Source organism: Bradyrhizobium sp. WSM4874, from assembly GCF_055811835.1.
In genome coordinates this window covers 1-15,234 of record NZ_JBVVPR010000061.1, presented here as the reverse complement: position 1 = coordinate 15,234, position 15,234 = coordinate 1, and the positions used below count along the sequence as shown (strand labels likewise).

Below are 15,234 nucleotides of genomic sequence, written 5' to 3'. Positions count from 1 at the left end.
CAGCGCCGCGTGTTAGCTGTTGGCGTTCAGCAGCCGGCCAACGGTGCGGTCGATCTCGTCATAGCGGCCTTCGCCCTCGTGCTGGAACACGATCTTGCCGTTCTGGTCGATGATGTATTGCGCCGGCCAATATCGGTTGCGGTAGGCGTTCCAGGTCCTGGAATCATTGTCCTGTGCCACCGGATAGGTGATGCCGTGGCGCTTCAGCGCCGCCTGCACATTGGACGCCGAGCGCTCGAACGGGAATTCCGGCGTGTGCACGCCGACCACGACGAGCCCCTTGTCCTTGTACTTGGCATAGAGCTCGGTGACGTGCGGCAGCGTGTTGACGCAGTTGACGCAGCCATAGGTCCAGAAGTCCACCAGCACGACCTTGCCGCGGAGATCGGCGATATTGAGCGGCTTCGAGTTGAACCAGTTGTTGATGCCGGCGAAGTCGGGCGCGCTGTCCCGGCTGGCGGCGGCGGTAACGACAGGAACGGCGCGCGCGGCTTCGTCGCAGATGCCGGGGATGACGGCGCCTGTTACGGCGATGCCGATCAGTGCGGCGGAGACGGCGAGCAGCTTGAAAGTCATGGACGAGTCCTCCGGTTGAGATGCGCGATGATCACAGGCCGATCTGGCCGGTGGGATAGAAGCCGGTGAGCCACGCCACGATCAGCGTGTCGTATTGGAAATAGGCGGCGACGGCGAAGCCGATCACGACGACGCCAAAGCCTTGCTGAAGGCGCGGCGAGATGCGCGCGAGACTGCGCACCCGGGTGGTGGCGGCCTGCCCGCCATAGGCGATCGCCAGCATGGGAATGGCCGCGCCGATGGCGTAGGCGATCAGCAGCGTGCCGGCCCAGGTCGCGTTTTCAGTGGTCGCGACCAGCGTCAGAATCGAGCCGAGCACCGGGCCGGCGCAGGGCGTCCAGACCAGGCCAAGCGTGGTGCCGAGCACGAGCCCGCCGAGCGCGCCCTCGCGCTGCGTGGCGCCGCAGTTGCCGAGATCGAGCCAGCCGTTGAGCCGGATCGACAGCCATTCGAACGGCGCCGGCCACAGCATCAACAGGCCGAAGCCGAGCAGCAGGATCGATGCCGCTTCGCGCAGCACGTTCGGATCGAAATCAAACAGCCGCGTGATGGCGCCGAGCAACAGCGCGGTCGCGGAGAACGAGATGACGAAGCCGAGCGCGATCATCGCGGGGCGCAGATGCGAGCTGCGGCCGATCGAGGCGCCGAGCAGGATCGGCAGCATCGGCAGCGTGCAGGGCGCGGCGATGGTGAGGATTCCGGCGAGGACAGCGAAGAGAAGTTCGAGCATGGGGCACTCGTGAAGGGGGTCACGAGGGCTGTTCGGGATGGATGTGTCGGACGTTACGCGCCGTCACACGTTCGTGACGGGGACACGAATTCGCAGGGGGCGTCGTGCCCGGGCTTGTCCCGGGCATCCTCGTCTTTGTACCGCGGGGAAGTCGTGGATGGCCGGCACAAGCCCGGCCATGACGACAAGGAAGCGCCGTGCCCAGCACCGCTGGCGCCGCGTGCGTTACCCCAGACACAAAACGACCCGGAGGGGGGCATCCCGTCCGGGTCGCTGGAGGTCTTGGGAGGTTTAACGAAACCGTATGTGAGCTTTATAGGAGGGAAGTTTTTCCGCCTGATGTTGTGCTTTGTTTCAATTGTTTCGTCGGCGGTAACACTTCCGTGTCCGGGATAGGGCCAAAACCAAGGTCCTATCCCGTTGAAATAGCTGAGCTTCAGGCAGCGAAGCGCTCGACGCCACAGCCCTTAAGCAATTCGGCCAGTTGCTTGCGGGCGTAGAACATCCGGGTCTTCACCGTGCTCTGCGGGATGCCGATGATCTGTCCGACCTCCTCCACCGACTTCTCATGGTAGTAGACCAGGTTGATGATTTCGCGATGCGCGGGTGACAGCTTCTGAACGCAGGCGCGCAGGATGGCGCTGGTGTCGCTGCGGTCGAGCGAGGTCTCCGGCGTGTCGCAGCCGTCGGCGATCTGGCGCACGTCTTCCTGGTCGATGTCCTCGAAGCGGCGCTGGCGCATCGCGGTCAGCGCCTTGAAGCGGGCGATCGAGAGCAGCCAGGTCGAAACCTGCGAGCGGCCCTGGAACTGGCCGGCGGTCCGCCACACGTCCAGGAACACCTGGCTGACGAGGTCTTCCGCGGTGGTGGCGTCGCGCACGATCCGCAGGATGAAGCGGTAGACGCGCACATTGTGCCGGCAATAAAGGATGTGCATGGACGTCCGGTTGCCGTCTGCAATGCTTTCGAGAAGCATGTCGTCCGAGGTCGCCTGAGCGGCAATGATGCTCTGGCTGGCTTGGGCGTTGATGGCGATGACGTTCGGCATTGACTTGGCTCCCCGTAGCGCCGCAACCGAGCGGCGTTTCCTTGGACCAAAGTGTTAATGAGCCAACGTTTCGGGACGTCTGCACGAAAAGGGGAAAATGGTTTCGTGCGCCATCAAATTGTTTCGTCGGATTAGCCGCGACGAAACATTCGGGGCAAAAAAGCGTGGAATTTCAATGTACGGAAAATACGGGGCTGGGGAATTGGAGGCGGACTGAGGTGTCGGGAACGTATTCCGGGCTTTTGCGTTCGATGTCGCCTCAGTCCCAGCTGTCGTCCTGGCGAAGGCCAGGACCCATAGCCACGGAGGCGAAGACACGAGGGACCAGCCTCGCGCCACAACTTCTCCCTGGGGTAATGGGTCCTGGCTTTCGCCAGGACGACGATGGGGCCCCTACGCCTTCTCGCCCGCTGGCGAGAACAAATAGCCGCCGCCGCGGATGGTGCGGATCACGGCGGGTTTTGTGGGATCGGGCTCGATCTTGCGGCGGATGCGCATGATGCGCAGATCAACCGCGCGGTCGAAGGCTTCGGCGTCGCGCGCGTTGGCCAATTCCAGCAGGCGCTCGCGCGAGAGCACGCGCTTCGGATTGGCCGCGAACACCTTCAAGAGCCCGAACTCGGATGCGGTCAGCGGGTGCTCGTTGCCCTCATCGTCGCGCAAGGCCTGCGCTTCGAGATCGAGCCACTTCGTCCCGAACCGTACCAGTTGCTCCTTGTCCGATTTCGCAGCCGCCGTTTCCGTCGCCACGGCTTTCGCCGGCACGCTCCGGCGCAGCACCGAGCGGATGCGCGCCATCAGCTCACGCAGCTCGCACGGCTTTGCCACGTAATCGTCAGCGCCGAGCTCGAGGCCGACGACGCGGTCGATCGGGCTCGCGGTCGCCGTCAGCATGATGACCGGCACGTTGATGCGGCTCTTGAGGTCGCGGATGATCGAGAGCCCGTCCTCCTCCGGCATGTTGAGGTCGAGCACGACAAGGTCGGGCATGCTGCCGTCGATCGCCGTGCGCAACGACTTGCCGCCGTCGCACAGCGTCACGGTGAAGCCGTGCATCTTGAGGTAATCGCCGACCATCTCCCGGGCGGGGGCCTCGTCGTCGACGATCATGATGTGCTGGCTTTGGGTCATGGTCCTGAGATCACGGAATTTCGGTCGCGGGGAGGGTGATGGTGAAGGTCGAGCCCTTGCCGGGGCCCTCGCTCTCGGCGGTCACCTCGCCGCCGTGCATGTCGATAATACGCTTGACGATGGACAACCCAAGGCCGGTCGAGCTCTCGCCGGCGGTCGGTTTTGCCGACAGCCGCTGGAACCGGCCGAACAGGCGGCCGAGATCCTCCGGCGACAGGCCGGCGCCCTCGTCGCTGACGCGGACGATGGTGTCGCCGCCCTCATGGTTCACGATGACGCCGATCTTGCCGCCGATCGGTGAGTATTTGATGGCGTTGCTGATCAGATTGTCGATCGCCTCGCGGATGCGGTCGGTGTCGCACATGGTGACGATGTTGACGGGCGCGGTGACGCTGATTGCCTGCTGCTTGTTGACGGCGAGCGGCTGGTTGGCTTCCGCGACCTCCTTGACCAGGGCCGCGACGTCGACCGGCTCGCGGCGGATGGTGATGTCGAAGGCATCGGCCATCGCGTCCGAGATCAGATGATCGACCATCGTGGTCAGGCGCTTGGTCGCATCGCGGATGTGATCGACCTGGGCGACCACGCCGCTTGACGACGCGCCGGTCGAGATCAGCTCCTTCAGCATCTCGGTGCGGCCGAGGATGACGCCGAGCGGATTCTTCAGATCGTGGGCGACGGTGCCGAGGATCTCGTTCTTGAAGCCGTTGGCGCGCTGCAGCCGCAGCCATTGCGCCGAGAGCCGGCGGTTGGCCTGCATCAGCGCGCGGGTGCGCTGGGCGACGCGGTCTTCCAGCTGGGTGTTGGCGGCCTGCAGCTGCTGGTAGAGGATGACGTTGTCGAAGGCGATCGAGAGCCGGCTGGAGAAGATCTCGACCAGCGAGCGGTCGGTCTCGGACAGCTCGCGCTCGGCCTGGAGCAGCACCACGACCTCGCGGCCGCTTCCGGTGCGCAAATAGATCACGCTGCGGTGGTCGGCGAATTCGTTCTTGCGGCCCTGGAAAGCGGCTTCCACCATCGCGCGCAGATCGGGGTCGAGCGCCTTCGACGAGGTCGTGCCGATGAAGCGGCTGTAGCAGCCGCTGCCGGCGAGCACCGAGAGCTCGGGGTCGATGCCGCCATTGTCGCGCAAGACCAGGATGCCGGCGCAATCGACGTTGAGCAGCGAGGCGAGCTGGGTCAGCACGCCCTCGGCCAGCCGCTGCATCGACTTGAAGTCGTACAGCGTCGAGGCCGCGTCGATGATGATCTCGAGCCCGCGCCTTGTCTGCAGCATGCGCTCGAGCTGCTGGTAGGAGCGCAGCGCCGCGGTCAGCGAGGTGAACAGCTTGTCGGCGGTGAGCTCGGTCTTGGCCTTGTAGTCGTTGATGTCGTACTGCACGATCACGCGCCGCTCGGGCGCCTGGCCGGGCTGTCCGGTGCGCAGGATGATGCGCACGGTCTCGTTCTTGAGCTCGTTGCGGATGTACTCGACCAGCTCGAGGCCGGCGACATCAGTCTCCATGATGACGTCGAGCAGCACGGCGGCGATGTCGTTGTGCGCGGCCATCAGCTTGCGACCTTCGGCCGCGGAGTGGGCGGAGAGGATCTCCAGGCCCTGGCCGTTCAAGCTGTAGTCGGACAGCGCGAAGCGCGTGCCGTCATGCACGGCCGGATCGTCGTCGATGACGGCGATCTTCCATTTCCGGGCGTCAACATCCTCCGATGCGGTACCGGTATCGTCGATCAGGTGGAGGACATCGTCCTGTTCGGCCATTGAGAAGTCCCGTCAGTCTCTGTGCTTTGCCCGCCGCCCCTGGCGACCCGGGGCATGATAATGCGAAATGTAGTGCCTTGTCCCAGCTTGGATTCCAGCATCATGCGACCGCCGAGCTGCTGGGTGACGAGGTTATAGACGATATGGAGGCCGAGTCCCGTGCCACCTTCATTGCGCCTGGTGGTAAAGAATGGGTCAAAGGCCTGGCGCTGCACGTCGGAGGTCATGCCGGCCCCGTCATCGGTGAAGATGATCTCGACGTCGTCGGCCCCGCGGGGCCGCGCCGAGATCGTGATCGTGCCGGCGCGGCCGTCGGCAAAGGCGTGGTTGGCGGCGTTGAGGAACAAATTGGTCAGGATCTGGCCATAGGAGCCGGGATAGCCGTCGAGCAGCAGTCCCTCGGGCATGTCGACATTTAGCGTGATCGGCGAGCGCTTCAGCACCGGGCGCAGGCTTGCGATGATCTGGTCGGTGGCTTCGCTCAGTGAGAACTGCCGCCGTTCGGCATGGGAGCGGTCGACCGCGACCTGCTTGAACGACTGGATCAGCTCGCCGGCGCGCTGCAAATTGGCGACCAGCTGCTGCGAGGCGTCGCGCGAGGACTGCACGAATTCCTCCAGCTGCGAGCGGCGCAGGCCGCCGTCGCCCTTGAGCTGGGCCTCGAAGATCTCGGTGCGCCGGGCAAAACTCGACGCAACGGTGAGGCTGATGCCGATCGGATTGTTGACCTCGTGCGCAACGCCGGCGACGAGGCCGCCGAGGGCGGCGAGCCTCTCGGCATCGATCAGATTCTGCTGCGCAGCGTTGAGCTCGAGCAGCGCGCTTTCGGCTTTCTCCTTGGACGCGCGCAGCTCGTCCTCGGTCTCACGCTTCGCAATCGCGTTTTCGCGGAACACTTCCACCGCGCGGGCCATGGCGCCGACTTCGTCGCGCGCACGCGTGCCCTGTACTTCGCGGCCGAGGTCGCCGAGCGTGATCGCGCGCATCGCCGCCATGATCTGCTGCAGCGGCAGCCGGATCGATAGCGCGATCAGCACGCCGGCGGTGAGGATGATGCCGAGGAAGATCACGGCGATGGAAAGAACGCGACGGGAAATGTCCGCCAGCGTACGGTCGAACGTCTCCTGCGCCTTCTGCTCGCGCTGGCGCATCTTGGTGGAGAGGTCGTCGATGGCGCCGATCGCCTCGGCCTGGTTGGCGTCGATGGTGTTGCGCAGCAGCTCGGTCCGGTTCGTGAGCTGCTCGGAGAGCTTCGCAAATCCCTCGCGGAGCGCGGCGGTCCGGGCCGCCAGCCGTCGCAGCGCCATGCGCTGGAGGTCGTTGTCGGCGAGATCGATCATCACGGGGATGGTCTTCTCGATCGTCTCGGTGTTGCGGCGGGCGTCGTCGGCCGCACCCGGTGACAGCGACAGATAGTAGGAATTGGCCGCGACCAGCATCGCGGTGAAGGCCTCGCGCGACTTGCCCAGCGAAGGCCAGATCAGCGCGTCGCGATGGCCGGTGGCGCCTTCGATGATGGAGTAAAGGCCGGCCATGTCCCTGGCCGGTCCCTGCACCTGATCCTCATAGGTCCTGGCGATGGTGGCCTGCACGCCACGCAGCTCGCCGAAGCCGTTGAGGAAGCGGTCAGTGGTGCGCTCCAGCTCCTCGACCGAGCCCGACAGCATCGGGTCCTTGGCCGCGCGGTTGGTCAGCGTCCCCAGCACCGCCTCGCGCAACAGCAGGATCTCGGCGAACAGGTCGGGGCTCGGCTGGTTGATGTAGCGGTGGATCAGATTGTGCAGGCGCCCGGTCTCGCTTTCGAGCAGCGCCAGGATCCGGTCGGATTCGCGCACCTGGCGCACGTCGTCCCAGGCCGAGCTGAGCACCTGCGACCCGTTCCAGATCAGCCCGACCAGGACGATGACCACGGCGGAGTTCAGCGCCGCGATCGACAGGATGCGCCAGCGGATCGGCACCGCCCGGAGCACGCCGACCAGCCGAGCGCGCAGCCGCCCCATCGGGCCGGGCGACCTGTCTGCATGCTCGCTGTGTCCAAGCCCGGGCAAGTGGCCTCACTCCACCTTGCGGATGCGTTCGATCAGCGCGGCCGCGGCCGGATCTTGCCCGGCCTTGGCGTAGATCGCGACCATCGCGTCCTCGAACGGCTTGCGGTCGATATCCCTGACGATGGTGACGCCCGCTGCTTCCGCCTTGCGCTGCGACTGCTCCTCGAGGTCGCGCCATTTCTCGCGCATGAACCGGCTGGAGCGCTGCGCGGCTTCCCGGAAGATGGTCTGGTCGTCGGCCGACAGGCTTTTCCAGGCCTTCAGCGAGATCACCAGCACTTCGGGGCTCATCGTGTGCTCGGTGAGGGCGAGGTAGCCGGCATGTTTGTAATGGTCCGTCGTCACGTAGGATGGCCAGTTGTTCTCGGCGCCGTCGATCAGATGGTTGGCAAGCCCGGCAAGCACCTGCCCATAGGGCATCTCGACCGGCTCCGCGCCGAGCGAGCGGATCATTTGGCTCATCAACTCCGATTGCTGCACCCGAATCCGCAATCCCTTGAGGTCCGCGACACTCCGCACGGGCCGGGCGCCGTTGTAGATCGACCGCGCGCCGGAATCGTAGAAGGCGAGGCCGACGAAGCCATAGGGCTCGAAGCTGCCGAGAATCTCGCCGCCGACCGGCCCGTCCAGCACCTTCTGCATGTGCTCGATGGACCGGAACAGGAACGGCATCGCCAGCACGTTCATCGCCGGGACGAAATTGCCGATCAGCGCCACATTGGTCCGGTTGAGATCGATCGCGCCGACCCGGGTCTGCTCGATGGTCTCCTTCTCCTCGCCGAGCTGGCGGGAGTGGAACACCTTGACCTCGTGCCGGCCGCCGCTGCGCTCGGCGATCAGGGCGCCCATGTAGCGCAGCGCCTGCACGGTCGGATAATCCTCGGTCTGGGTGTCGGCGGCGCGGAACTCGCGCGCAGCGGCTCCCGTCGCGCAGATGGCGATCAGAAGCGCGACGAAAACCACCCCGGTCCGCGAGCGTTCGGCACGGTTCAACACTGGCACACTCAACCCCTCAGTGGTGGAGTCTATGGCGGGAGGAAAAGGTTCAATGCAATCTAGCAGATGGTCGTGGGAAGGCCATCCCGCCCGGCACTGCTGCGTGATTGTGCGTCGCGGCCGGGGCTCATTCCCGGTTGAAACCGCAAATGCCGCGCCTTAAGCAGGGACAGCCGCTTTCGTCGTGCGGCATGGAAAGAGCCATCGTGATTTCAGCATTGCGCTTGTTGCAGGTCGCCGCCGCCGTTGCGGCCCTCTCACTGGCCGCGCCGGTGCGTGCCGCGACCGACATCGCGTGGTGGCACGCCATGTCCGGCGAGCTCGGCCGCCAGCTCGAGAAGCTCGCCTCCGACTTCAACGCCTCGCAGCCGGACTATCGCGTCGTGCCGACCTACAAGGGCAATTACACCGAGACCGTGACGGCCGCGATCTTCGCCTTTCGCTCGCGCAGCCAGCCCGCGATCGTCCAGGTCAACGAGGTCGCCACCGCCACCATGACCGCGGCCAAAGGCGCGATCTATCCCGTCTTCAGCCTGATGCGGGACATGAACGAGCCGTTCTCGCTCAATGACTACCTTCCCGCGGTTTCCGGCTACTACACCGATGCGGCCGGCAATCTCTTGTCCTTCCCGTTCAATTCGTCGACGCCGATCCTCTATTACAACAAGACCATGTTCCGCGACGCAGGGCTCGACCCGGAGACGCCGCCGAGGACCTGGCCGGAGCTCGGTGCCGCTGCAAAGCGCCTGCGCGATCGTGGCGCGGTGTGCGGCTTCACCACCTCCTGGCCGTCCTGGATCCATGTCGAGAATTTCTCAGCCTTCCACAACCTGCCGCTGGCGACGCGGACCAACGGCTTCGCCGCGCTTGATGCCGAGCTGACCATCAACAATCCGTCTCTGGTGCGTCATGTCGCCGAGCTCAGCGAGTGGCAGAAGACGAAGGTGTTCGACTATAGCGGCCGCGGCCAGTCGGCCGAGCCGCGCTTTCAGAACGGCGAATGCGGCATCTTCATCGGTTCTTCGGCGACGCGCGCCGACATCAAGGCGAATTCAAAATTCGAGATCGGGTACGGCATGATGCCGTATTGGCCCGACGTGAAGGGCGCGCCGCAGAACTCGATCATCGGCGGCGCCACGCTGTGGGTGCTGCGCGACCGGCCGCGCGAGGAATACAAGGGCGTGGCGCGATTCTTCGCCTATCTGTCCCAGCCCGGCGTGCAAGCCGCCTGGCACCAGAACACCGGCTATCTGCCTGTTACCCGCGCTGCCTTCGAGCTGACGCGCGCGCAGGGTTTTTACGAGCGCAATCCGGGCTCGGCGATCTCGTTCGAGGAGATCACGCTGCATCCGCCGACGGAGAATTCCAAGGGGATCCGGCTCGGCTCCTTCGTACTGATCCGCGGCGCGATCGAGGACGAGCTGGAGCAGGCCTTTGCCGGCCGCAAGAGCGCGCAAGCAGCGCTCGATGCCGCGGTCGAGCGCGGCAACAAGATCCTGCGCCAGTTCGAGCGCGCCAGCCCGGATCGGTAGAGTTCTCAGATTGGACCTCTCTTTAACCGCGAAGGAAGTGCGCTCCCTCTCCCGCTTGCGGGAGAGGGTTGGGGCGAGGGTCTCTCCGCAAAGGGACAATCCCCTAGAGGAGAGAACCCCCACCCGGCGCTTCGCGCCGACCTCCCCCGCAAGCGGGAGAGGTGCACCGTCTGCTTGGCGCGCATCAAATCAACCAAAACCCGCTTGCCTGATCGGGCGCGCATGACCGGCGTTCCATCGCAAATCTTGCCAACTTTCGCCGACGCCGACGCCTTTCGCGCCTTTCGCGCCGACCCTCCGCGATGGCTGCCGATCGCCATCGACATCGCCCGCAGCCACGATCTCGATGTCAGCTCCCCGCACGTGTTTTCGACCGGCACCAATCTCGTCGTCGGGCTCGGCGACAAGCTGATCCTGAAAATGTTCCCGCCGCTGCTCCGTGCGCAGTTCGTCTCCGAGCGCGGCTCGCTGACGCAGCTTGCCGGCCGCCTTCATCTGCCGATCCCCGAAATCGTCGCGGAAGGGACGCGCGACGGCTGGCCTTATCTGATCATCACGCGCCTTGCCGGCACGCTCGGTTCGGAGGTCTGGCGGCAATTGCCGGAGGCGCAGAAGGAGCACGTGCTGCGCCAGGTCGGCGAGACCATCGCCGCCGTGCAGCGGGCCCCGCTCGGCCCGCTCGCGCAGATCCAGCCGCGCTGGGACGACTTCATGCGAGCCCAGATGCAGGGCTGCAAGGCGCGGCACACGCGTCTTGGCCTTGCGCCAAAATTTCTCGCCGGCCTCGACGACCTCCTGCGTGATGCGGCCGCGCTCATTCCGATGGATGCGCCGCCGGTGATCCTGATCGGCGAATACATTCCGGAGAACTTCCTGCTCACCTGCCACGACGATCAATGGTCGCTCGCCGGCCTGTTCGACTTCGGCGACGTGCTGGCGGGATGCCGCGACTATGATCTGCTCGGCCCCAGCGCCTTCATGGCAGCGGGCCGGCCGGGTCGCGTGCGCAGCCTGCTCGAAGGCTTTGGCTACGCCAAGCCCGACTTCGCGCTCAAGCGCCGCCTGATGGCGCTGATGCTGCTGCATCGCGCCAGCGACCTCAACAGCCACATCTGCATCGAGGGCTGGCAGGAGCAGGCGGACGATCTCGTCGAGCTCCAGGACCTGATCTGGGCGGAGTAATTCACCGCTGCCGACCTCATCAACGCTGTCGTCCCGGACAAGCGCAGCGCTGATCCAGGACCCATTACCCCAAGGAGGGTTTTGCGAAGACTCGTGGTTGCCAGCTTCGCGCCGCAGTTCGCCCTGGGGTAATGGTCCTGGCTTGCGCCAGGATGACGGCAGTGGAACTCACCGCCCACCAAGTAAGCCGCTGCTCCATACAGCTCATTTTATAGGCAAATACGTCTCTTTGTATGCAATACCAAGCGCCTTGCGCCATGATCACGTCGCGTGCATATGGAAATTTACTTGTAACTTCAGCACGTTATGCCGAGAGGTAAACTCTCATTAAGCCTTGGCACGAACCTTGCGAATCCAGTTCCAACCAGAAAACTTTGTGTTGGAGCGATTTCATGAAGCGCCGCGATTTTCTCAAGTCCGTTTCCGGATTGGCCGCAGGCGCGGCGCTTCCGGCGATGCCGTCGGTAATCTCTTCGGCCTATGCCGATGCGCGGTCGGAGACGCTGCTGATCGTCTCGGAGGGCGGCCCCAACAATCTCGACATTCACGGCGTCGGCACCAATGTGCCCGGCTATGAGGTGTCCTGGAATTGCTACGACCGCCTGATCAGCCACGAGATGAAGACCGGCCCCGGCGGCGTGCCCTATTACGACCGCGACAAGTTCAAGGGCGAACTCGCCGAGGACTTCAAGATCGACGACATGTCGGTCACCTTCAAGCTGAAGAAGAATGCCAAATTCCACGACGGCGCGCCTGTGACCGCCAAGGACGTGAAGTGGTCGCTCGACCGCGCCGTCAGCGTCGGCGGCTTCCCCACCTTCCAGATGAGCGCGGGCTCGCTCACGAAACCCGAGCAGTTCGTCGTGATCGACGACTACACGGTGCGTATCGACTTCCTGAAGAAGGACAAGCTGACGATCCCCGATCTCGCGGTGATCGTGCCCTGCATCGTCAACTCCGAGCTGGTGAAGAAAAATGCCAGCGAAAAAGATCCGTGGGGTCTTGAGTACACCAAGCAGCAGACCGCGGGCTCCGGCGCCTACAAGGTGACGAAGTGGACCGCCGGCACTGAAGTCGTGATGGAGCGCAACGACGATTGGGTCGGAGGTCCTCTGCCGAAGATCAAGCGCGTGATCTGGCGCATGGTGCCGCAGGCCGGCAATCGCCGCGCGCTGCTGGAGCGCGGCGACGCCGACATCTCCTACGAGCTGCCGTTCAAGGATTTCCAGGAGATGAAGGCGAGCGGCAAGCTCAACGTGGTGTCGCTGCCGTTCTCCAACGGTATCCAGTACATCGGCATGAACGTGACCAAGCCGCCGTTCGACAATCCCAAGGTACGTCAGGCGGTCGCCTACGCGATTCCCTACCAGAAGATCATGGACGCGGTGATGTTCGGGCTCGCGAACCCGATGTTCGGCGCGCCGAAGGACAAGCCGACCGAAGTCGCATGGCCCCAGCCGCACAAATACAACACCGACATGGACAAGGCGAAGGCGCTGCTCGCTGAAGCCGGTTATCCCAACGGCTTCGAGACCACGATCTCGTTCGACCTGAATTTCGCCGGCGTCAACGAGCCGCTTTGCGTGCTGGTGCAGGAGAGCCTGGCCCAGATCGGCATCAAGACCACCATCAACAAGGTGCCCGGCGCCAACTGGCGCACCGAGTTGAACAAGAAGGAGATGCCGCTCTTCACCAACGTATTTTCGGGCTGGCTCGATTACCCCGAATACTTCTTCTACTGGTGCTATCATGGCAATAATTCCGTCTTCAACACCATGAGCTACAAGTCGGCGGAGATGGACAAGCTGATCGACGGCGCACGCGCAGCCGCCGCGACCGGCGACACTGCGACCTACGACACCGATGTGAAGGGCTTCGTCGATCTCGCCTACAGCGACATCCCACGCATCCCGCTCTACCAGCCCTTCGTCAATGTCGCGATGCAGAAGAACATCAGCGGCTACCAATACTGGTTCCACCGCCGCCTGGATTATCGCGCGATGGCGAAGGGGTGAGAGGGGATGACGGGCGCTGCCCTTCAGAGTGAGGTGAGCACGCCTCCCTCATTCCCTCTCCCCTTGTGGGAGAGGGGCAGGGAGAGGGGTAGCCACGAACTCCGATCTCTCCCGGAGCCACCCCCCTCCCTAACCTCGAGAGCGAGCTTCGCTCGCCTCGGACCCCACAAGAGGGGAGGGAACGCAGCGGCGTGCGTTGCGCGATCTCATTTCAAAGCGAAGTGCGAGAGGACATCATCATGCTGACCATGATCGGCAAGCGCCTGATGTTCGCAATTCCCTCGCTGATCGGGGTCGTCATCGTCACCTTCCTGCTCACGCGCGCGCTGCCGGGTGATCCCGCTGCGTACTTCGCCGGCCCTGCCGCGACGAAGGAAGCCGTCGAGCAGATACGCAAGAAGCTCGGCCTCGACAAGCCGCTGATCGAGCAGTTCTTCCGTTACACCAACGATCTCGCCCATGGCGATTTCGGCAACTCGCTCACCACGGGCCAGCCGGTTGCGGCCGAGATCCGCAATCGACTGCCGGCCTCCGCCGAGCTGACGCTGCTCGGCCTCATCGTCTCGGTCGTCATCGCAATCCCTCTCGGCGTGCTGGCGGCGACGCGGCCGGGATCGTGGGTCGATCATCTCTGTCGCGTCACGACCACGGCCGGCGTCTCGCTGCCGGTGTTCTTCACCGGCCTCGTGCTAGTCTATGTGTTCTATTTCCGGCTCGGCTGGTCGCCCGCGCCGCTCGGCCGGCTCGATGTGTTCTACAGCGCGCCGCCGACGGTCACGGGCTTCTATCTGATCGACACCCTGATCGCGCGCGACTTCGAGGCGTTCCGTTCGGCATGCAGCCAGCTCATCCTGCCGGCAACGACGCTTGCGATCTTCTCGCTGGCGCCGATCGCGCGCATGACGCGCGCCTCGATGCTGGCGGTGCTGTCGTCCGAGTTCGTGCGCACCGCGCGCGCCAGCGGCCTGTCGCCCGCGACCGTCATCGTCACCTACGCCTTCCGCAACGCGATGCTCCCGGTCATCACCACGCTGAGCATGGTGTTCTCGTTCCTGCTCGGCGCCAACGTGCTGGTCGAAAAAGTGTTCGCCTGGCCCGGCATTGGCTCCTATGCGGTCGAAGCGCTGATCTCGTCGGACTTCGCGCCGGTGCAGGGTTTCGTGCTGACCATGGCTGTCATGTACGTGCTGCTCAATCTCGTGATCGACATTCTCTATGGCGTAATCGATCCGCGCGTGCGGCTGGAAGGGTAGGGGACACAATGAGCTCCGTTGCACCTGCTGTTGAGCCCGTCGGTCCCGCGCGGACGTCAGGGTTCGTCGCGTTGCTCGACCAGACCCGCTACGTGCTCGGCGAGAACAAGGTCACCGGCTTTGCCTTCGCGCTGCTGATCGTGATCCTTCTAGCCGCGATCTTCGGCCCCTACGTGGTGCCGTATGACCCGCTGGCGTCCGACACCGCGGCGTCGCTGAAGCCGCCATCGGCCGCGCACTGGTTCGGCACCGACCAGTTGGGCCGCGACATCTTCAGCCGGGTCGTGGTCGCGACGCGGCTCGATACGTTCATCGCGGTCGCCTCCGTCGCGCTGGTGTTCCTGATGGGCGGGCTCGCCGGCATTGCGGCCGGCTATTTCGGCGGCTGGACCGATCGCATCGTCGGCCGCATCGCCGACACCATCATGGCGTTTCCGCTGTTCGTGCTGGCGATGGGCATCGTCGCAGCCCTCGGCAACACCGTGCAGAACATCATCTTGGCCACCGCCATCGTGAACTTCCCGCTCTATGCCCGCGTCGCGCGCGCTGAAGCCAATGTTCGCCGCAACGCCGGCTTCGTGCAGGCGGCGCGGCTGTCCGGCAACGGCGAATTCCGCATTCTTCTCGTGCATATCCTGCCGAACATCATGCCGATCATGATCGTGCAGATGTCGCTGACCATGGGCTACGCCATCCTCAATGCCGCCGGTCTCTCCTTCATCGGCCTCGGCGTCCGTCCGCCGACGGCGGAATGGGGCATCATGGTCGCCGAAGGCGCCGGCTTCATGGTGTCAGGCGAATGGTGGATCGCGCTATTCCCCGGCCTCGCTTTGATGATCGCCGTGTTCTGCTTCAACCTCCTCGGCGACGGCCTCCGCGACATCGTCGACCCGCAGCGGAGGACGTGATGATGATTACGAATTCCGTTGTATCGCTCCCTCCCCCCTTGTGGGGGAGGGGCAGGGAG

The 15,234-nt window shown here is 64.5% G+C and carries 12 protein-coding genes; 5 read left to right on the top strand and 7 right to left on the bottom strand.

Going from position 1 to position 15,234, the window contains the following annotated elements; all coding sequences use genetic code 11:
* Positions 1-12: 12 nt before the first annotated feature.
* The 7 genes from AC0L3P_RS35800 to AC0L3P_RS35770 form a co-directional block, all read right to left on the bottom strand.
* Complete coding sequence (locus AC0L3P_RS35800) at positions 13-576, bottom strand: thioredoxin family protein (protein WP_473308875.1); 564 nt, start codon at positions 574-576, stop codon at positions 13-15.
* Positions 577-607: 31 nt separating this feature from the next.
* Positions 608-1,306, bottom strand: a complete 699-nt coding sequence (locus tag AC0L3P_RS35795; protein WP_473308874.1) for a cytochrome c biogenesis CcdA family protein — start codon at positions 1,304-1,306, stop codon at positions 608-610.
* Positions 1,307-1,742: 436 nt separating this feature from the next.
* Entirely contained in the window at positions 1,743-2,354 is a 612-nt protein-coding gene (locus AC0L3P_RS35790; protein WP_275168500.1) for a sigma-70 family RNA polymerase sigma factor, read from the bottom strand.
* Between the two features lie 393 nt (positions 2,355-2,747).
* A complete protein-coding gene (locus tag AC0L3P_RS35785; protein ID WP_473308873.1) occupies positions 2,748-3,485 on the bottom strand; it encodes a response regulator in 738 nt (245 codons plus the stop codon).
* Positions 3,486-3,495: 10 nt separating this feature from the next.
* Positions 3,496-5,241, bottom strand: a complete 1,746-nt coding sequence (locus AC0L3P_RS35780) for an ATP-binding response regulator (protein ID WP_473308872.1) — start codon at positions 5,239-5,241, stop codon at positions 3,496-3,498.
* Positions 5,211-7,241: a sensor histidine kinase gene (locus tag AC0L3P_RS35775; RefSeq protein WP_473308889.1), complete on the bottom strand. Its 2,031-nt coding sequence runs from the start codon at positions 7,239-7,241 to the stop codon at positions 5,211-5,213. The genes AC0L3P_RS35780 and AC0L3P_RS35775 overlap by 31 nt, the downstream gene beginning before the upstream one ends.
* A 54-nt stretch (positions 7,242-7,295) precedes the next feature.
* Positions 7,296-8,291 carry a TRAP transporter substrate-binding protein gene (locus AC0L3P_RS35770; RefSeq protein ID WP_473308871.1) on the bottom strand — a complete coding sequence of 332 codons (996 nt, stop codon included), beginning with the start codon at positions 8,289-8,291 and terminating at the stop codon, positions 7,296-7,298.
* 185 nt (positions 8,292-8,476) lie between these two features.
* Between AC0L3P_RS35770 and ugpB the strand changes: the two genes are divergently transcribed.
* From ugpB to AC0L3P_RS35745, 5 genes are all read left to right on the top strand, one after another.
* On the top strand, positions 8,477-9,817 hold the full coding sequence (gene ugpB / locus AC0L3P_RS35765) for a sn-glycerol-3-phosphate ABC transporter substrate-binding protein UgpB (protein ID WP_275169136.1): 1,341 nt from the start codon (positions 8,477-8,479) through the stop codon (positions 9,815-9,817).
* A 222-nt stretch (positions 9,818-10,039) separates the two neighbouring features.
* A complete protein-coding gene (locus AC0L3P_RS35760) occupies positions 10,040-10,999 on the top strand; it encodes an aminoglycoside phosphotransferase family protein (RefSeq protein WP_473308870.1) in 960 nt (319 codons plus the stop codon).
* A 392-nt stretch (positions 11,000-11,391) separates the two neighbouring features.
* On the top strand, positions 11,392-13,014 hold the full coding sequence (locus AC0L3P_RS35755; RefSeq protein WP_473308869.1) for an ABC transporter substrate-binding protein: 1,623 nt from the start codon (positions 11,392-11,394) through the stop codon (positions 13,012-13,014).
* A gap of 239 nt (positions 13,015-13,253) precedes the next feature.
* On the top strand, positions 13,254-14,267 hold the full coding sequence (locus AC0L3P_RS35750) for an ABC transporter permease (protein ID WP_018456013.1): 1,014 nt from the start codon (positions 13,254-13,256) through the stop codon (positions 14,265-14,267).
* 8 nt (positions 14,268-14,275) lie between these two features.
* Positions 14,276-15,175 carry an ABC transporter permease gene (locus AC0L3P_RS35745; RefSeq protein WP_247357577.1) on the top strand — a complete coding sequence of 300 codons (900 nt, stop codon included), beginning with the start codon at positions 14,276-14,278 and terminating at the stop codon, positions 15,173-15,175.
* The last annotated feature ends 59 nt before the right edge of the window (positions 15,176-15,234 follow it).